This window comes from Azospirillum sp. UENF 111221 (genome assembly GCF_058780625.1).
This window is the reverse complement of record NZ_JBSNCH010000003.1, coordinates 599,704-618,511: the sequence shown is the minus strand read 5'-3', so window position 1 is coordinate 618,511 and position 18,808 is coordinate 599,704. Positions and strand designations below refer to the sequence as shown.

The window sequence follows — 18,808 nt, the reverse complement described above, 5'->3', positions numbered from 1 at the left end:
TGGCCGCACACCCTGACGCTCCAGCCCGGCGGCGTCACCCGTGCAGTGGATGCGCGTGACCGGGTGCGGCTGCTCGCCACCGTCCGCAGCTTCCGCCGCTTCCTGGAGGACAGCCTGTTCGGCGCGCCGCTCGACCGGGTGCTGGCCCTCGCAGGGCCGGAGGATCTCGGAACGTTGGCGCATCTCCGGTCCGGCCGGCGACTTCCGTCTGTTCCTGGAGATCGCCGACGATCTGGAGCTTGCGGGCCTCGGCCGGGCCTATGGCCGGTTCCTCAGCCACGGCGCCTATGCCGAGCCGGAGGGCGGACATCTCTATCGCCGCGGCATCTTCGCCGACGGTCACGCCGGCCCCTTCGATCCGGATCGGGTGGCGGAGCATCACCGCTTCAGCTGCATGGCCGGGCAGGACCGCCCGCATCCGCCTTTCTCCGGTTCGACCGTTCCGGATGGCATGGACGAGACCGGCTACAGCTGGTGCAAGGCGCCGCGGCTGGATGGCATGCCCGATGAAACCGGTGCCATTGCCCGGCAACTGGTGGATGGCCATCCGTTGATCCGGGCGCTGACTGCACAGGATGGCGGTTCGGTGCGCAGCCGCGTGATCGCTCGTTTGCTGGAACTGGCCCGCACCACCGACGCGATGGAAGGCTGGCTGCGTGCCATCGATCCGTCCGCCTCATGGTGTGCGGCTTCGGAAATGCCGGACAGCGCGCAGGCGATTGGGCTGACGGAGGCCGCGCGCGGCGCATTGGGCCATTGGCTGCGGGTTGAACGCGGGAAGATCGCCTCCTACCAGATCATCGCCCCGACCACCTGGAACTTTTCACCGCGTGATCTGGACGGAGTACCCGGTCCTTTGGAGAAGGCCCTTGTCGGAGCCCCAGTTAGGGAAGGAGAACGCACGCCGCTTTCTGTTCAGCACATCGTAAGATTTTTCGATCCTTGCATGGCATGTACAGTTCATTGATTATTTTTACTTAATTATACTATAGGTGCCAAGAATACTAGAAATCCGCATTGAGGTTTTTCTTATGAGATGATGAAGGCAGCATAGGACATTACACTGACGAACATCAGCAGAGAGACCATCGGGGCCATTTTCAATCTCCTTGGGACCGGGGGTTCATTCCTTTCCAAAGGATTTGACGCCTCGTCCGCATCGGGATAAACGCCCAGTTCCCGGATTTACCGTTCGGAGTTTTGGAACAATGAACGGTGCTTGCCGCCCGCCCCTGTCGACAGCGCGCCGACGATCCATCGCCCGCTCGTGCCTCCCGCTCGCCGATGCCCAAAAAACGGGAAAAGAGCGAATTCTGCATCACGGCGACGGCGTCCCTGGAAGGTACAGGTTTTCACCTATGCTGACCGCGTCAGATTTTTAGAGGATTTCCTTCAACATTTGTTGGAACACTAAATCAGATGACGGATGAAGCGGACTTAGATCAGAAACAAAACCTCCTCTCCACACTTATATTATTCTAAATGATCGACGATAATTGTCATTATAAATCCTTGTTTTTTAAGAATCTGATTTAAAGTTTTGCATTGATCGGAAGCCCCGTTCCCGTGCGTCGATAAAAGGGGATGCTGCCATGACTGACCAGACATTCGCCGATCCCGCCCCATCGGTTGAAGAGACGCCGGCAATCCCGGAAAAGACGAAGGAACGCCTGCGGCACATTCTGGCTGGAGGACAGCGTCATTCGGCGGGTGCGGTCCAATTGATCGGACTGGGCACCCTGCGCGACCGGCTGGGCAAGCGCTGGGACATCGTCAAGGAGCGCATCTATGAGCAGACCGAACGACTGTTCGACCGCCATCTGCCTCCCACCGACGTCTGGCTGCGGGCCGACGAGGCGAACTATCTGGTGGTCTTCGCGACGCTCGACCGGCAGGCTGCCGAACTGATCTGCGGCAGGATCGTGTCGGAACTGCATCGGTTGATGCTGGGAAACAGCGACACGAGCCAGATAACCGTGCGCAGCATCGTGACCGAACTCGATGGCAACATCGCCGTCGAAGCGATGCAGCTCGATCAGTTGATTGCGAGAGCCGCCCTGCAGGGCGCCGCTTCTTTGCAAAACGAGGCGCCCGATGCCGGCGATGTTCGGACGGCTCCAGCCGCCAATGCGCACGAGGGCGGCAGTTTCCACCCAACCATCTGCTATCGCCCGGTGTTCGACACATCCCACAAGGTGCTGTCCACCTATGTGTGCCACGCCGATGAGGAAACGAAACGTATCCTGAATACCTTGTCGGCGGATGATGCGCGAAGCGAGGATTACAGATTTAGAATTGATATGGAGCTCCTGAGCCAGTCGATAGAAATTTATGAGGAGTTGTACAAAAACAGCTTCCGCTATATCCAGAATCTTACGGTGAGCCTTTCGACCCTCTCGATTGGCCGGCACCGGCGGGAATACCTCGCTCGCTGCCATTCGATCCCGTCGCATCTCATACCCTTCATCGTATTCGTCATAGAAGGGGTTCCCTCCGGCGTCCCCTACAGCCGAATCTCCGAAATCACGACGATCCTGAAGCCATATTCGCGGGCCGTCCTTGTCCTGCTCGACGACGGAGCGCCAAATCTCGCGGCCTTCGCCCAGGCGGGCGTTCGCGGCATGGGCATAACGGTTCATGCCGGAGAACCGGATGCACGGGCAACCAATCGCCTCCATAACTTTGGCATCCACGTGCAGCGCCATGGCATGATCTTCTTCGTCGATGGCATCCGGTCGGCGGCCATGCTGCGAATCGCCGAGGACGCCGGGGCGTCCTATGTGGCGGGACCGCTGATCGGCCAGGACACCGACGTGCCCGGCCATATGAAGCGCATGACCGAACGGGAACTGATCCAGAAATCCGCCAAGACCACCCGTCACCACTGACCGGCAAGCTTCCAGCCATACTGGCAAGCTGGTTGCCAGCTTCCACGCATGCTGTAATGTTGATATCCACAATCGCTGCTATGTCGAGCGATGGCTGCGGAAATATTCAATCTGATCAATGGCCTGACCCGGCCGCCGATCCTGGCATGGAACTTGTACGAACGATGGTCCGGCGGCAGGACGCCGCATCATTGGACGGATGCCGGGGCACAAATGGAGTTGGCTGGAAACGAGGGCGGTCGGAGAACGGCGCGAATCCTGGTGCTGGGCATCGGCAACATCCTGTGGGCCGACGAGGGATTCGGCGTCCGCACAGTCGAGCGCCTGGCCGCCGATTGGCGCTTCCCCGACACCGTCACCGTGATGGATGGCGGGACCCAGGGCCTGTATCTGCTGCCGCATCTGGAATGCGCGGACGCGCTGATCGTGGTCGACGCCATCGACTATGGGCTGCCGCCCGGCACCAGCCGCGTCTTCCAGGGCGATGACGTGCCTGCGTTCCTCGGCGCCAAGAAGATGAGCCTGCATCAGACCGGTTTCCAGGAGGTGCTGGCGAGCGCCATGCTGCTGGGCCGCTGTCCGCAAACGCTGATCCTGGTCGGCGTTCAGCCGGAGTGCCTGGAGGATTACGGTGGCGGCCTGACCGACACCGTCGCCGCCCAGGTCGCTCCGACCATCGGGATCATCCTCACGCTTCTGCGCGACGAATTCGGGGTGGAGGGCACGCGCCGCGATGCCGCCGCCGACCTCGCCGCCCCGGCCATCGCCCGCGATGCCTATGAAGGCGGACGCCCGAGCGCCGATGAGGCCTGCCGCATCGGCGATCCCCGCATCCTGGCGGCGCTGTCCGCCAACCAGGCCTGAAACCGGGAGCGCCCAGAGCATGTGCATCGGCATTCCCCTGCGCCTCACCGGCGTCGACGGCGTGGTCGGCCGGGCGGAGAACGGCTCGGCCGTCGACCTGTCGCTGGTTCCGGAGGCCGGCGCCGGCGACTGGGTGCTCGGCTTCCTCGGCACGGCTCGCCGTATGCTGGAGCCGGAGGAGGCCGACCAGATTCTCGACGCGCTGGCGGCCATGGCCGCGGCATTGGATGGGGAAAGCCTCGACGGCGCCTTCGCTGACCTGACCGGCCAAGAGCCGACCCTTCCCCCCCACCTGGAGGCGGCCCGCGCGGCCGGCCTGACGGAGGCCTGACGCTATGACCGACCTTGCCCCTCCTCCCGCCAAGCAGCGGCTGCCCTTGCCGCCGCTGGTCGATCTGCTGACCGACGTGCATGGCTACCTGCGGCTCGACCATGCCGACGACCGGCCGTGGCTGGACGATCCGAAGAAAAGCTGGGTGGTCTTCCTGCCCGGCCACGGCAAGGGCAATGCGGAGACCGCCGACGTGGCCGTCATCCTGCCGGAACTGGTCCGCGCGCTGCACCCGCGCTTGGTTCCGGCTGTGGCGGGCGAAGCAGCGGAGCGCGCGATCCTGGCGCTGGCCGGCATGATGAGCCTGCCGTCGCTGGTCTTCCTGCGCGGCGACCGGTTGCTGGGCAGCATCCCGCGCGTGCGTGACTGGGACGATTATCTGCAAAGGATCGGCGAGATCCTGGATGGCTCCTTGGAAGGCGGTGCGGCATGAGTTCCCTGTTCGGCATGACACATCCGCCGGTCGGCTTCGGCCCCGGCAGCCAGCCCGACGCCAGCGAGGAAGGGTTGGAGTATCTGCCGATGCCGTCCGGCATGCGCGTCTATGAACCGCACCTGCCGGAGGTCGTCGATCCCGCCTGTGCGGCAGCAGCCCGCGCGGTGCTCGTCCGCATCCAAAGGGCGCTTGCCGACTGGTCGCCCGGCGAGGAAATCCGCATTCCGGTCGATGATCTCGACTTTCCCGTCCTGGCCCTGGTCGACGAGGCGCTGGGCGAGGGCGAGGTCGCGGTCAAGGTGGAGCGGGCCGGCGACCGGCTGGAGATTTCAGGAGGCGTCCCTCGCCGGCGTCTGGCGCGTGCGCGCCTTCGGCGATGGGCCGTCGCGGGAAAGCCTGCTGGTCGGCAGCTTCCCAAAAGTGGCGCTGAACCGCGCCTTTACTGCCGGCACCCCGGCTGCAACGGGCCCGGCGCCCGCCGGCCTTATGAATGGCCAGCCGATCCTGACCGAGCTTCTGGACCGCAGCGCCGCCTGGCGCCGCGGCGACGGCCCCCATGCGGTGAATTTCAGCCTGCTGCCCCACACGCCGGAGGATCTGGCCTTCGTCGAGCAGCGTTTGGGTGTCGGCGCCACCACCATCCTGTCGCGCGGGTACGGCAATTGCCGCGTCACCGCCACGGCGACGCCGAATGTCTGGTGGGTGCGCTATTACAATTCGGTTGACACACTGATCCTCGACACGGTTGAGATCGTCGACGTGCCGGCGGTGGTTTGCGCCGCTGTGGAGGACATCGCCGACAGCGCGGAACGGCTGGCCGAGATCCTAGACGCGCTGGCGACAGACCTGGAGCGGGTGCGATGAGCGCCGTTGCCTCCCGCTTCGAGGGCTCCTATCTCGGCGACGCCAGCCGCATCGGCGCTGCGACGCGGATGGAATGCAAGATCTGCTGGCATGTCTATGACCCGGCGGAGGGATGCGAGCAGTGGCAGGTGCCGCCCGGCACGGCCTTTGCCGCCCTGCCCGACCATTGGCGATGCCCGGTCTGCGACGGTGCCCGCGACCAGTTCATGGCGCTGGACGGCGAGCCGATGGCCACGGAAACCGCATCCCTGCCGGTTGCCGTTGCGCCGGTGACCGGCCCGGCCCTGCCGGCCGAGGCCATCGCTCGGCTGGAAGCGGCTTTCCGGGAAATCCACACGGCGCAGATGCGCGGCATGCCCATCGTCAACGACGCGCTTGCAGTGAAGGCCGTCGGCTTCCGCCGCCATGGCGAGCGTTGGCTCGGCGCCCTGGTGACCCCCTGGTTTCTCAACCTCGTCCTGCTGCCGGGCGAGGGCGACGAGTGGTCGAGGCTGGTGCCGGGGGCGAAGGAACTGATCGAGTTTCCGTCCGGCTGGTATGAATTCGTCCATGCCAACCGCAAGGGCGTCGGCGCCTACAAGGCCTGTTCGCTCTTCTCGCCGATGTTCGAGTTCGCCTCAATGCTCCAGGCGACGGAAACGGCCTCGGCGGCTCTGGTCTCCCTCTTTGATTCCTCCATCCGCGAAGACGGCGCCCAGACCGCCGAGATCCGCCGCCGGCGCGAGGAGGAACTGGCGCCGCCCCCTGACGCCGCACCGGCCCCGGCCGAGCCGGCGCACCCGTCGCGCCGGGCACTGCTGGGAATGGGGACCGGAAATATCGGGACCGGAGACTTGGCGGATGCATGAGATGGCGCTCTGCGAAAGCCTGCTCCAGGCGATGGAGGAGGCCGGGCGGGCGAATGGCTTCAGCCGCGTGACCAAGGTCCGCCTGGAGATCGGCCGCTTCGCCGGGGTGGAGGTGGAGGCTCTGCGCTTCGGCTTCGACGTGGTGACGCGGGGATCGCTGGCCGACGGGGCGGACCTGGTGGTGCTGGAGGTGCCGGGCCGCGGCTGGTGCTTCGATTGCAACGACACGGTGGATTTGGACGACCGGCTGTCGTCCTGCCCACACTGCGGCGGCAGCCGGCTGCATCCCAACGGCGGCACCGAAATGACGATCAAGGATCTCGAGGTTGAATGAGGCGAGCTCGAAAGAGGCAGGCCCGATGAAGAAGGACTCCGCGCGATGACCGATCCCGCCCGCCCCGGCATCCTGGTGGTGGATGACGAGCCGCGCTCCGTCGAGGTCATCGCCCGCCTGCTGGACGAGGAGTTCGAGGTCTTCACCGCCCTTTCGGCGGAAGAGGGGCTGCGCCTGCTGGAAACGGAATGGATTCCAGGTGGTCTTCTCCGACCAGCGCATGCCGGAGGTCAGCGGGGTGGAATTCCTGACCCAGGTCCGCGAGCGCTGGCCCGACGTGGTGCGCATCGTCATCACCGGCTACATCGACCCCGAGGACATCATCGGCGCCATCAACACCGCCGGCATCCACCAGTTCATCACCAAGCCCTGGCACCCCGACCATCTGCTGCTGACCGCCCGCAACGCCGCGAGGCTCTACCGGCTCCAGCGCGAGCACGACCGCTTGACCAGCGAGTTGAAGCTGCTGCCACCGCTGGCAGAGACGCGGGTGGCGACCAGACGCGAGCGGGTCCGGCAGTCCTACTGCTTCGACGGATTGATCCGTGCCGAGGGCAGCCCGGTCGACGAGGTCTGCCGGCAGGCCGAACGGGTTTCAGGCTTCAACGTCCCGGTTCTGGTGCTGGGTGAGACGGGCACCGGCAAGGAGCTGCTGGCCCGCGCCATCCATTACGGCAGCCCGCGCTCCGACCAGCCGTTTTATTGCGAGAATTGCGGCGCCATCCCGGACGAGCTGCTGGAAAGCGAACTGTTCGGCCACAAGAAGGGCGCCTTCACCGGCGCCCACAGCAACCGCGTCGGCCTGCTGGAGCAGGCGGACGGCGGCACCATCTTCCTGGACGAGATCGGCGACATCAGCCCGGCCTTCCAGGTCCGGCTTCTGCGCTTCCTGCAGGAGGGTGAAATCCGGCCCGTCGGGTCCAACGAGACGCGGCGGGTCGATGTCCGCGTCGTCGCCGCCACCCACCGCGACCTGACCGCCGAGGTGAAGGCCGGCCGCTTCCGCGAGGATCTCTATTACCGGCTCAGCACCATGACGCTGACCATGCCGCCCCTGCGCGACCGGCCGGACGACATCCCGGTGCTGGCCCGCCACATCCTCGACCGGCTGTCGGCCGCCCATGGCAAGCCGGTGAGCGGCTTCGCCCCCGACACGCTGGCCTGCCTGGAATCCTATGGCTGGCCGGGAAACGTGCGCGAGTTGCAGAACGAGATCATGCGCATGTTGGTTCTGTGCGAAGGCGACACGTTAAGCGCCGACCTGCTGTCCGATCCTGTGCTGCGCGGTGCGGCGCTGAATGCCCGCCCGGCCTCGCCGGAGGATGGGCCGCTGCCGCCGCTCGACCTGATCGGCCAGGGCGGGCCGCTGAAGTCGCGGATCGAGCGGGTGGAAGCCGGCATCCTGATGGAAACGCTGGTCCGCTGCCGCTGGAACAAGAGCAAGGCCGCCGACGAGCTGGGGCTGTCGCGCATGGGACTGCGCGCCAAGCTGGAACGCTACGGCATCGAGCGTGGGCCTGCGCAGCGGCATTAGTCATCCTTTCCCGCCCAAATCACCAAAACCACAAGAATCCCCGAGGAGCCGTTCGATATGTCGAAAATCACCCGCCTCGCCGCGGTCTCCGCGGCCATTGTGCTTGCCGCCACCCCTGCCCTTGCCCATCCCGGCCATCTCGCCGGGGCCGGCTTCCTCGACGGTGCCGCGCATCCGCTGGGCGGGCTCGACCATCTGATCGCGATGGTCACGGTCGGTGTCTATGGCGCCACCATCGGCGGACGTGCCGTTCTGGCGGTGCCGGGGGCGTTCCTGGCCGCGATGCTGGCCGGCGGCCTGTTCGCGCTGGTTGGCGGCGAGCTGCCGCTGGTCGAGCCGGCCATCTATGCCTCCACCGTCGTGCTGGCGCTGTTGTGCGTCATGCCGATGTCGCGCAACAGCCTGACCGGCATCGTCTTCGCCGCCGGCTTCGGCCTGTTCCACGGCTTCGCCCATGGTGCCGAGATGCCGGCCGACGCCGCAGCACTCGGCTATGCCGCCGGCTTCCTCGCCAGCACCGCCGGGCTGCATGCGGCCGGCGTGGCCATCGGCTGGGCGCTCCACCGCCTGATCGGCCGGCCGGAAGAGGGTGGCCGGACGGCCTGATCGCCACCGGCAAGGGACTTTCCACCCCGGCCGTCGTTTCGGCCGGGGAGTTGCCAGCGGCACCAGCCCTTACAGCCTTGTGACCGTTGGTTTGCCAAATGTTCGTACCACGGCACGATTGTTGCCTATGCCCGCGGGAGAAGCACACCGGACCCTCGCACGCCGGTGCTGCCCGACGGGAGAAAACAAACCGATGGCAACGCTGGAAACCTTCTACGAGGTGATGCGGCGGCAGGGGATCACACGCCGTTCGTTCCTGAAATACTGCTCGCTGACCGCCGCGGCCCTGGGGCTGGGGCCGGAACTGGTGCCGCAGATCGTCCACGCCATGGAAACCAAGCCGCGCACCCCGGTGCTGTGGTTGCACGGGCTTGAGTGCACCTGCTGCTCCGAATCCTTCATCCGCTCGGCGCACCCGCTGGTGAAGGACGTGGTGCTGTCGATGATCTCGCTGGACTATGACGACACGCTGATGGCGTCGGCCGGCCACCATGCCGAGGCGATCCTCGACGAGGTGATGGAGAACTACAAGGGCAACTACATCCTGGCGGTGGAAGGCAACCCGCCACTGAACCAGGATGGCATGTCCTGCATCATCGGCGGCAAGCCCTTCACCGACCAGCTGCGCAAGGTCGCCAAGGACGCCAAGGCGATCATCTCCTGGGGCTCCTGCGCGTCCTTCGGCTGCGTCCAGGCGGCGCGCCCGAACCCGACCCGCGCCACCCCGGTGCATGAAGTCATCACCGACAAGCCGATCATCAAGGTTCCCGGCTGCCCGCCGATCGCCGAAGTGATGACAGGGGTCATCACCTACATGCTGACCTTCGACCGCATCCCGGAGCTGGACCGCCAGGGCCGGCCGAAGATGTTCTACAGCCAGCGCATCCACGACAAATGCTATCGCCGGCCGCATTTCGACGCCGGCCAGTTCGTCGAATCCTTCGACGACGAGGGCGCTCGCAAGGGCTATTGCCTCTACAAGGTCGGCTGCAAGGGCCCGACCACCTACAACGCCTGCTCCACCGTGCGTTGGAACGAAGGCACCAGCTTCCCCATCCAGTCCGGCCACGGCTGCATCGGCTGCTCGGAGGACGGCTTCTGGGACAAGGGGTCCTGGTACGCCCGCCAATCCGACATCCTCCAGTTCGGGATCGAGGCCAACGCCGACCAGATCGGCACCACCGCCGCCATCGGCGTCGGCAGCATCATCGCCGCCCATGCGGCGGTCAGCGCCCTGAAGCGCGCACAGCACAAGGGAGACGTCTGACCATGGGCATCGTCCAGACCCCGAACGGCTTCTCGCTCGACACCGGCGGCAAGCGCATCGTCGTCGATCCGGTTACCCGCATCGAAGGTCACATGCGCTGCGAGGTGAATGTCGACAGCGACAACATCATCCGCAACGCCGTCTCCACCGGCACCATGTGGCGCGGGCTCGAGGTGATCCTGAAGGGCCGCGACCCGCGCGACGCCTGGGCCTTCGTCGAGCGCATCTGCGGCGTCTGCACCGGCTGCCACGCACTGACCTCGGTCCGCGCGGTGGAGGATGCGCTCCAGATCCGCATCCCGAAGAACGCCCACCTGATCCGCGAGATCATGGCGAAGACGCTGCAGGTCCATGACCACATCGTCCATTTCTATCACCTGCACGCGCTGGACTGGGTCAACCCGGTCAACGCGCTGAAGGCCGACCCGCAGGCGACCTCGGCGCTCCAGCAAGCGGTGTCGCCGCGCCATGCCAAGTCCAGCCCCGGCTATTTCCGCGACGTCCAGACCCGCCTGAAGAAGTTCGTGGAGAGCGGCCAGCTCGGCATCTTCAAGAACGGCTATTGGGACAACCCGGCCTACAAGCTGTCGCCGGAAGCCGACCTGATGGCGGTGACCCATTACCTGGAGGCCCTCGACCTCCAGAAGGACATCGTCAAGATCCACACCATCCTGGGCGGCAAGAACCCGCACCCGAACTACATGGTCGGCGGCGTTCCCTGCGCCATCAACATGGACGGCACCGGGTCGTCGGGCGCGCCGCTGAACATGGAGCGGCTGAACTTCATCCGCGCCCGCATCCAGGAAGCCACCGCCTTCGTCGAGAACGTCTATCTGCCGGACGTGCTGGCCATCGCCAGCTTCTACAAGGACTGGCTCTATGGCGGCGGCCTGTCGGCGACCAACGTCATGGACTATGGCGATTACGAGAAGGTGCCGTACGACCATTCGACCTGCCAGCTGCCGGGCGGCGTCATCCTGAACGGCAACTGGAACGAGGTCCATCCCATCGACCCGCGCGACCCGGCGCAGGTGCAGGAGTTCGTCGCCCACAGCTGGTACCATTACGAGGACGAGAGCAAGGGCCTGCACCCGTGGGACGGCGTGACCCAGGCCAAGTTCGAGCTGGGCGCCAACACCAAGGGCACCCGCACCGACATCAAGGAGCTGGACGAGGCCGCCAAATATTCCTGGATCAAGGCCCCGCGCTGGCGCGGCCATGCGGTGGAGGTCGGCCCCCTGCCCCGCTACATCCTGGCCTATGCCCAGGGTGTCGGTTACGTGAAGGACCAGATCACCGAATCTCTGGGCGCCTTCAACGCGCTGGCCGGCACGAGCTTCACGCCGCAGCAGGCGCTGCCGACCACCATCGGCCGCACACTGGCCCGCGCGCTGGAATGCCAGTACTGCTGCACGATGATGATGGACGACTGGAACGCCCTGATCGCCAACATCAAGGCCGGCGATACCGCCACCGCCAATGTCGAGAAATGGGACCCGAAGACCTGGCCGAAGGAGGCCAAGGGTGTGGGCACCGTCGCGGCGCCGCGCGGCGGGCTCGGCCACTGGATCAAGATCAAGGACGGCAAGATCGACAATTACCAGTGCGTCGTGCCGACGACCTGGAACGGCAGCCCGCGCGATCCCAAGGGCAACATCGGGGCCTTCGAGGCCTCGCTGCTGAACACGCCGATGGCCCGCCCGGACGAGCCGGTGGAGATCCTGCGCACCCTGCACAGCTTCGACCCGTGCCTTGCCTGCTCCACCCACGTCATGGCGCCGGACGGCGCCGAACTGGCCCGCGTCACCGTACGCTGACCGGCAGCCGAGGAGGATTTAAGTCATGGCTCCTCTCGACGATGCGAAGCCGGTCGCGACACCGGACGAGGAAGGGACGGCCGCTCCGGCGGCCGGCCGTTTCCTGAAGGCGATCTATGTGTACGAGGTGCCGGTACGGGTCTGGCACTGGGTCAACGCGCTGGCGATCGTGGTTCTGTCGGTCACCGGCTACCTGATCGCCAATCCGCTGCCGACCATGCCGGGCGAGGCCAGCGCCAATTTCCTGATGGGCTACATCCGCTTCGTCCATTTCGCGGCGGCCTACATCTTCGCCATCGGCTTCATCGGCCGGCTCTACTGGGCCTTCGTCGGCAACCACCATGCCAAGCAGCTGTTCCGCTTTCCCTTCTGGGACCGCCACTGGTGGGGTGAGCTGTTCCTCGAAGCCCGCTGGTACCTGTTCCTGGAACGAAAGCCGAAGCTGTATGTCGGGCACAACCCGCTGGCGCAATTCTCCATGTTCTGGGCCATCGCGGTGGGCAGCGTCTTCATGATCGTCACCGGCTTCGCGCTCTACAGCGAGGGAGCGGGCCAGGGTAGCTGGCAGGACAAGCTGTTCGGCTGGGTCATCCCGCTGTTCGGCCAGAGCATGGACGTCCACACTTGGCACCATCTGGGCATGTGGGCGATCCTGCTGTTCGTGATCGTCCATGTCTATGCCGCGGTGCGCGAGGACATCATGTCCCGCCAGTCGATCATCTCCACCATGATCAGCGGCGTGCGCACCTTCAAGGACACCGAGGCGCCGGCGGACGAGGAGCATGAGCGCCCGGTGAAGAAGGCGGCGCGGATGGGGTAGGATTACCTTACCCGGCACGCTGCACCCGTTGAAAATCTTGAATTGTTCATCATGTGTTCCCATCTCTGGGAGGTTCCGAAAACCACGGAGTCTCCCAGAGCGGCGCCGCCCCATGCGGGTGCGTCAGGAGGACGTCATGCCCTTTTTTCCGACCATCGACCTGACCCCGCAGGTGAAGATGCTGCTGGCGCGCGGGGCGCTGACGCTGAACCCCGGCCAATGGGTGCGGGGTGAGAAGGGACGCGGTCGGTTCCTGCGCACCGACCCGCGCACCGGCACCGCCCATGTCAGCTGGCTGCGGCCGGGCGACGATTGGGAAACCGCGTCGCAGCGGTTTCACCGTGCCTGCCGCAAAGGATATATCGGCAAATATCGCGGCCTGTACAAATTCGACAAGACCAACCGCGCCGCCGATTTCCCGCCTCTGCGCAAGAAGGTCCGGGCGCCTGTGCAGATGCCGCTGTTCGGCTACAGGGCGAAGGACGCCGCCCACGCCTGACCGAGGCTGAGCCCGCCGTCGTTGGCGGGGGCCAGCCTCGGCAGCAGCGCCTCCACCCCGGCGGACCAGAAGCCGGCCACCAGTTCCTCCGCCAGCACCGCGTTCATCAGGCAACCGCCGGACAGCACCACCCGGCCCAGGCCATGGGCACTCAGAACCGGCAGGGTCCAGTCCACCAGCGCTGCCGCCAGCGTACCATGGAACAGTTCCGCCCCCTCCACCGCATCGGCGACGGTCAGAAGCCGCTCCAAGAGGGGGGTGAGGTCCAATTCGCCGTTGTCGATCCGCCACGCGCCATCGGCCACGCGGGTCTGCCGTACGAGCAATTCAAGCGTCATCGGCGCCTCGCCCTCGAACCCGGCCACCGCGCGGACGCCCAGCAGGCCACAGGCGGCATCGAACCAGCGCCCGCAGGAACTGGTGAGCGGTGCGTTGATGCCGCGCTCGATCATCCGCCGGACACCTTCGGCCGGACCCTGTGCGGCGAAACGGGAGGCGATCTCATCGGCACGTCCCATCCGCGCCAGGGCGGCGGCGGCCATGCGCCAGGGCTGGCGGGCCGCCACATCGCCGCCGGGCTGGGCCAGCGGCGCAAGGCTGCCGAGACGCTCGGACCTCAGCCCATCGACCAGCAGCATCTCGCCGCCCCAGGACCCGCCATCCTCTCCCAGGCCGAAGCCGTCCAGCGCCAGCCCGACGGCCGGCCCCTCGACCCGGTGTTCGGCCATCACGGCGGCGACATGGGCGTGGTGATGCTGGACCGGCACCGTCGGCAGGCCGCTCATTTCGGCGAAACGGGTGGATTGGAAATCGGGATGCCGGTCATGGGCGACCGCAACCGGTTGGACCCCCAGGACGTGCAGCAGATGTGCGACGGTTTCCTCCAGGAAGCCCAGCGTCGCGGCGCTGTCGAGGTCGCCGATGTGCTGGGACAGGAAAGCCTCGTCGCCGCGGGTGACGCAGACCGTCGTCTTCAGATGGCCGCCCACCGCCAGGACCGGCGGCACCGGATGGGCCAGCCGGATCGGCTCCGGCACATGGCCGCGGCCGCGGCGCAGGAAGGCGGGGGCCCCGGCCAGCTTGCGCACGACGCTGTCGTCGGCACGGATGACAATGTCGCGGTCATGGTCGACGATCAGGTCGGCGATGCTGGCCAGCCTCTCCCGCGCCTCCGCATTGCCGATGGCCAGCGGTTCGCCGCCGGGGTTGGCGGAGGTCATCACCAGCGTCAGATCCTGCGGCGCGTCCAGCCAGCCGGTACCGTCCGGCCGCCCCGCCGCTTCGTGGAACAGCAGGTAATGCAGCGGGGTATAGGGCAGCATGACGCCCAGCCAAGCCAGACCGGGAGCGATTTCCGGTGCCAGTTCGGGCGCATCGTCCCGCCGCCGCAGCAGGACGATGGGGCGCGCCACCCCTTCCAGCAACGCCCGTTCTCCGCCGTCCATCCAGACATGGCGGATGGCGGATTCGGTGTTGGCGACCATCAGGCCGAAGGGCTTGCCGTTGCGCTGCTTGACCCGACGCAACCGCTCCACCGCATCGTGGCGCGTGGCGTCACAGGCAAGATGGAAGCCGCCCAGACCCTTGATGGCAACGATCCTGCCGGCGCGGAGTGCAGCGACGATGTCTTCCGGCGGATGCGACAAACGGGGGCCGCAGGTCGGACAGGCCGTCGGCTGAGCATGGAAGCGGCGGTTCCCCGGGTCCTTATACTCGGCCAGACACTCCGGGCAGAGCGGGAAGCCGGCCATCGCCGTTTGCGGCCGGTCATAGGGAAGTTGCCGCGTGATGGTGTAGCGCGGGCCGCAATGGGTGCAGTTCAGGAAGGCATAGCGATGGCGGCGGTCGGCCGGGTCGAACAGTTCGCCCAGGCAGGCCAGACAGACCGCGGCGTCGGGTCCGATGCCGGTCGCGACGGCGCCGGCGGACAGGCTGTGGCGGATTGCGAAGGAGATCTCGGCGGGAACATGCGGAACAGCGTCGCACTCGACGGCATCGATGCGGGCCAATGGCGGCGCTTCGGCCGACAGGGCCGCCTGGAAAGCGGCGACGCCCCTGCCCTGCACCTCGATCAGCACACCCTGCGGGTCGTTCAGCACCCAGCCGGTCAGGCCGAAACGCCTGGCCAGCGCATGGACATGCGGGCGGAACCCCACCCCCTGCACCCGCCCGCGCACGCGGATCCGCAGACGTTCGCCTTTGTGTGACATGAGAGCCTGTCGAATGGTCTTCGGCTGCACCGATGTCCAACATCCTAACCGCCTCCCCAAAAGGAAGAAGGGATTTTGCAACCATCCGGCACGGCGCCGGTTGACAGGGGGACATGCGGAACCGGAACGGAGATGCCGCCATGAGCGCGAGCAAGCACGAGAAGACCGACAAGCCGACCGATGCCGACCTGAAGGACAACCCGCAGATCGGCGGATCGAAGGGCGCCCGCGCCGCCGGCATGACGCCGGACGACCTGGATCTGGCCCAGGGTGAGTCCACCTTCGAGGGCGACGTGGAAAACCAGACCAACGACAAGGGCGGGGTCGACAAGCCCTTCCGGGACGGCCCGCCGCTGCGTCCCCGTCAGGCCTGACGGACAGGATCATCGGACGATTAGGGCGGCGCTCCACCGAGGCGCCGCCTTTTTTCGTATCCGCGCCGTACAGCCATGCGAGGCCTCGCATGGCATGGGGTTGCCAAGCCCTGCGACATTCTGTTACGCCTGCGTCCATGCTGCATCGCGTCACGCCGCCCTGACGGCCTGCCCTCCGCATTGACCTGAAACCCGACCGCCCGGTCACCGGACGGCCGCCGTTTCGCAGCGACCCCAATTTCCGACTTTCATCCGATCATCGTCGACGGCGGCCCACCATCCGGCCTTTGCCGGTGCGCCCTGCCGCCGTCCCCGCTTGAGCTTGCGAGACCCATGACCATCGATCTGCAACGGCTCCGCCAGGAGTGGTTCGGCAACACGCGCGGCGATCTGCTGTCCGGGCTTGTCGTCGCCCTTGCCCTGATTCCGGAAGCCATCGCCTTTTCCATCATCGCCGGGGTCGATCCGAAGATCGGCCTCTACGCCTCCTTCGCCATCGCCATGACAATCGCCATTGTCGGCGGCCGGCCCGGCATGATCTCCGCCGCGACAGCCGCCACCGCGGTGCTGATGGTCACGCTGGTCAAGGAGCACGGCCTGCAATATCTGCTGGCCGCCACCGTACTGGCCGGACTGCTGCAGGTTGGCGCCGGCTTCCTGCGGCTCGGGGCGCTGATGCGCTTCGTGTCGAAATCGGTGATGACCGGCTTCGTCAATGCGCTCGCCATCCTGATCTTTTTGGCCCAGCTGCCGGAGCTGGTGGGGGTGCCGACCGTCACCTATGCGCTGGTCGCCGCCGGGCTGGCGATCATCTATCTGCTGCCGCGACTGACCAGGGCGGTGCCGTCGGCGCTGGTCAGCATCCTGGTGCTGACCGCAGTCACCATCGGCTTCGGGATCGAAGTCCGCACGGTCGGCGACATGGGCGAACTGCCCAGCACCCTGCCCGTCTTCCTGCTTCCCGACATTCCGCTGACCCTGGACACGCTGCGGATCATCCTGCCTTATTCGGCCGGCATCGCCGTGGTCGGGCTTCTGGAATCGCTGATGACCGCAGCCATCGTCGACGACATGACCGAGACCGGCAGCGACAAGAACCGAGAATGCGTCGGCCAGGGCATCGCCAACATGGTGTCCGGCTTCCTCGGCGGCATGGCCGGCTGCGCGATGATCGGACAATCGGTGATCAACGTGAAATCGGGCGGACGGGGCCGGCTGTCGACCTTCTGCGCCGGCCTGTTCCTGCTGTTCCTGATCGTCGTGCTGGGCGACTGGGTGAAGCGCATTCCGATGGCGGCATTGGTGGCGGTGATGATCATGGTGTCGGTCGGCACCTTCAGCTGGCAATCCCTGAAAAGCCTGGTGACGCATCCGCGCAGTTCCAGCGCCGTGATGCTGGCGACGGTCGCCGGCGTCGTCCTCACCCACAACCTCGCCATCGGCGTGCTGATCGGCGTTCTGCTGTCCGGCATATTCTTCGCCGGCAAGGTCGCCCGGATGTTCCGCGTCACCTCCACCCTGTCGGAGGATGGCCGCACCCGCACCTATCGGGTCGAGGGGCAGCTTTTCTTTGCCTCCGCCGACGATTTCTCTGCGGCTTTCGATGTACGGGAAGGTTTGGACATGGCGGTGATCGATGTTTCCGGCGCCCACATCTGGGACATCTCCAGCGTGGCGGCTCTTGACGGCGTCGTGCTGAAGTTCCGCCGCGCCGGGATCCAGGTGCGGCTCGCCGGCCTGAACGCGGCCAGTGAAACCATCGTCGACCGGCTCGCGATCCATGACAAGCCGGGGGCCGGGGACCGCGCTCCGGCGCACTGATCGACGCCGCTCCCGGCCTTTGGGAGGGCGTCGTGAGCGAACGCGCCGGAACCGCAGGCGGTGCCGGAGGGTTGACTGGATTGAGCAGCCCGCGCGCCCCCCGCCCGCGGTGTGACACCCGAATTCCGGCCCGATCCCTGCGACAGGACCCTCGCCATGCACCCGACCGACGGCGTTCAGAAGTCCCCCGTCATCTGCATCACCGGCGCTTCCGCCGGGGTCGGCCGCGCAACGGCGCTGGCCTTCGCCGCCTATCGCAAAGCCTCCATCGGCCTGATCGCCAGATCGTCCGATGCGCTGGAAGAGGTGAAGCTGGAGGTCGAACGGCTAGGCGGCCGGGCACTGGTCCTGCCGCTGGACGTCGCCGACCCCGACGCGCTGGAGGCGGCCGCCGACCAACTGGAGGACGCCTTCGGCCCCATCGACGTCTGGATCAACGTGGCGATGGTCACCGTCTTCGGGCCGGTCCATGCCGTAACGCCGGAGGAGTTGAAGCGGGTGACCGAGGTGACCTATCTCGGCTCCGCCTACGGCATCCAGACGGCCTTGCGGCGGATGCGGCTGCGGGACAGCGGCACGATCCTGCAGGTGGGCTCGGCACTGGCCTACCGGTCGATCCCGCTGCAGTCCGCCTATTGCGCGGCGAAGCATGCGATCACCGGCTTCATCGACAGCCTGCATTCCGAACTGATCCATGACAACAGCCGGATCGGGCTGACCACCGTGCATCTGCCGGCGGTCAATACCCCGCAATTCGACTGGGCACGCAGCCACATGCCGCGCCGGGCCCGGCCGATGGGGACCATCTTCCAGCCGGAGGACATCGCCCGTGCGATCCTGCACGCCGCCGAGACTCCCCGCCGGGAATATTGGCTGGGCGGATCGGCGATGCAGGCGATCCTCGGCAATTTTTTGGCGCCGGGCTTTGCCGACCGCTACCTCGCCAACACTGCGGTGGAGGGCCAGATGACGGAGGAGCAGGAAATCCCCGGCCGGCCCGACAATCTCTACCACCCCGTCTACGGTCTGCACCGCGCCCGCGGGCGCTTCGGACTGCCGCACAACAGCCTGCGCCTGACCGCACCCAGCGGCGCCGCGAGGGGGCTGGCAATGGCCGCCGGCCTGATCCTGGCAGGCGGGCTGGGCTTCATGATGAGCCGGGCAACTCACCGGTAAATGTCACAGCGGAGCGGTCAGGGGCGGCACTTGCGGCCTCCGCCTTGCCGCCTATATAGGGTGTCGTACGTCAACAACTGAAAGGAGGTGATCTCGTGTCTCATTGTCCGTCTCACTCG

Annotated in this window: 18 protein-coding genes; 17 read left to right on the top strand and 1 reads right to left on the bottom strand. The window is 66.3% G+C overall.

The annotated features are described in order from the left end of the window. The first annotated feature begins 49 nt into the window (after window positions 1-49). The 14 genes from ACWPN3_RS10960 (at window position 50) to ACWPN3_RS10895 (ending at window position 13,108) form a co-directional block, all read left to right on the top strand. Window positions 50-967 carry a nickel-dependent hydrogenase large subunit gene (locus ACWPN3_RS10960; RefSeq protein WP_492261365.1) on the top strand — a complete coding sequence of 306 codons (918 nt, stop codon included), beginning with the start codon at window positions 50-52 and terminating at the stop codon, window positions 965-967. Between the two features lie 625 nt (window positions 968-1,592). Further along, window positions 1,593-2,888, top strand: a complete 1,296-nt coding sequence (locus tag ACWPN3_RS10955) for a hypothetical protein (protein ID WP_492261364.1) — start codon at window positions 1,593-1,595, stop codon at window positions 2,886-2,888. 261 nt (window positions 2,889-3,149) lie between these two features. Further along, the gene (locus ACWPN3_RS10950; RefSeq protein WP_247873013.1) at window positions 3,150-3,752 is read left to right on the top strand and encodes a HyaD/HybD family hydrogenase maturation endopeptidase; all 603 of its coding nucleotides are present in this window, start codon (window positions 3,150-3,152) and stop codon (window positions 3,750-3,752) included. 19 nt (window positions 3,753-3,771) lie between these two features. Beyond that, window positions 3,772-4,083, top strand: a complete 312-nt coding sequence (locus ACWPN3_RS10945; RefSeq protein ID WP_492261363.1) for a HypC/HybG/HupF family hydrogenase formation chaperone — start codon at window positions 3,772-3,774, stop codon at window positions 4,081-4,083. Between the two features lie 4 nt (window positions 4,084-4,087). Next, entirely contained in the window at window positions 4,088-4,516 is a 429-nt protein-coding gene (locus tag ACWPN3_RS10940) for a thioredoxin domain-containing protein (RefSeq protein WP_492242792.1), read from the top strand. Window positions 4,517-4,879: 363 nt separating this feature from the next. Continuing rightward, window positions 4,880-5,383: a hydrogenase expression/formation protein gene (locus tag ACWPN3_RS10935; protein WP_492261362.1), complete on the top strand. Its 504-nt coding sequence runs from the start codon at window positions 4,880-4,882 to the stop codon at window positions 5,381-5,383. Next, window positions 5,380-6,231, top strand: coding sequence for a [NiFe]-hydrogenase assembly chaperone HybE (locus tag ACWPN3_RS10930; RefSeq protein WP_492242790.1), 852 nt, complete (start codon window positions 5,380-5,382; stop codon window positions 6,229-6,231). Before ACWPN3_RS10935 ends, ACWPN3_RS10930 begins: the two co-directional genes overlap by 4 nt. 1 nt (window position 6,232) lies before the next feature. Continuing rightward, window positions 6,233-6,565: a hydrogenase maturation nickel metallochaperone HypA gene (gene hypA, locus ACWPN3_RS10925; protein ID WP_492261361.1), complete on the top strand. Its 333-nt coding sequence runs from the start codon at window positions 6,233-6,235 to the stop codon at window positions 6,563-6,565. 199 nt (window positions 6,566-6,764) lie between these two features. Then, the gene (locus ACWPN3_RS10920; protein WP_492261360.1) at window positions 6,765-8,099 is read left to right on the top strand and encodes a sigma-54-dependent transcriptional regulator; all 1,335 of its coding nucleotides are present in this window, start codon (window positions 6,765-6,767) and stop codon (window positions 8,097-8,099) included. A 57-nt stretch (window positions 8,100-8,156) separates the two neighbouring features. Beyond that, window positions 8,157-8,705 carry a HupE/UreJ family protein gene (locus ACWPN3_RS10915; RefSeq protein ID WP_492242788.1) on the top strand — a complete coding sequence of 183 codons (549 nt, stop codon included), beginning with the start codon at window positions 8,157-8,159 and terminating at the stop codon, window positions 8,703-8,705. 193 nt (window positions 8,706-8,898) lie between these two features. Further along, window positions 8,899-9,972, top strand: coding sequence for a hydrogenase small subunit (locus tag ACWPN3_RS10910; protein ID WP_492242787.1), 1,074 nt, complete (start codon window positions 8,899-8,901; stop codon window positions 9,970-9,972). A 2-nt stretch (window positions 9,973-9,974) separates the two neighbouring features. Continuing rightward, the gene (locus tag ACWPN3_RS10905; protein ID WP_109447030.1) at window positions 9,975-11,789 is read left to right on the top strand and encodes a nickel-dependent hydrogenase large subunit; all 1,815 of its coding nucleotides are present in this window, start codon (window positions 9,975-9,977) and stop codon (window positions 11,787-11,789) included. Window positions 11,790-11,814: 25 nt separating this feature from the next. Further along, the gene (cybH, locus tag ACWPN3_RS10900) at window positions 11,815-12,609 is read left to right on the top strand and encodes a Ni/Fe-hydrogenase, b-type cytochrome subunit (RefSeq protein WP_492242786.1); all 795 of its coding nucleotides are present in this window, start codon (window positions 11,815-11,817) and stop codon (window positions 12,607-12,609) included. Between the two features lie 136 nt (window positions 12,610-12,745). Further along, a complete protein-coding gene (locus ACWPN3_RS10895) occupies window positions 12,746-13,108 on the top strand; it encodes a hypothetical protein (protein ID WP_492242785.1) in 363 nt (120 codons plus the stop codon). Here the strand turns inward: ACWPN3_RS10895 and hypF are convergent. Beyond that, a complete protein-coding gene (gene hypF, locus ACWPN3_RS10890) occupies window positions 13,078-15,318 on the bottom strand; it encodes a carbamoyltransferase HypF (protein ID WP_492261359.1) in 2,241 nt (746 codons plus the stop codon). The two genes, ACWPN3_RS10895 and hypF, sit on opposite strands and share 31 nt — an antisense overlap. Before the next feature lie 140 nt (window positions 15,319-15,458). Between hypF and ACWPN3_RS10885 the strand changes: the two genes are divergently transcribed. The 3 genes from ACWPN3_RS10885 (at window position 15,459) to ACWPN3_RS10875 (ending at window position 18,689) form a co-directional block, all read left to right on the top strand. After that, window positions 15,459-15,692: a hypothetical protein gene (locus tag ACWPN3_RS10885; protein ID WP_492242783.1), complete on the top strand. Its 234-nt coding sequence runs from the start codon at window positions 15,459-15,461 to the stop codon at window positions 15,690-15,692. Window positions 15,693-16,025: 333 nt separating this feature from the next. Continuing rightward, window positions 16,026-17,513 carry a SulP family inorganic anion transporter gene (locus ACWPN3_RS10880; protein WP_492242782.1) on the top strand — a complete coding sequence of 496 codons (1,488 nt, stop codon included), beginning with the start codon at window positions 16,026-16,028 and terminating at the stop codon, window positions 17,511-17,513. 156 nt (window positions 17,514-17,669) lie between these two features. Beyond that, window positions 17,670-18,689: an SDR family oxidoreductase gene (locus ACWPN3_RS10875; protein WP_492242781.1), complete on the top strand. Its 1,020-nt coding sequence runs from the start codon at window positions 17,670-17,672 to the stop codon at window positions 18,687-18,689. The last annotated feature ends 119 nt before the right edge of the window (window positions 18,690-18,808 follow it).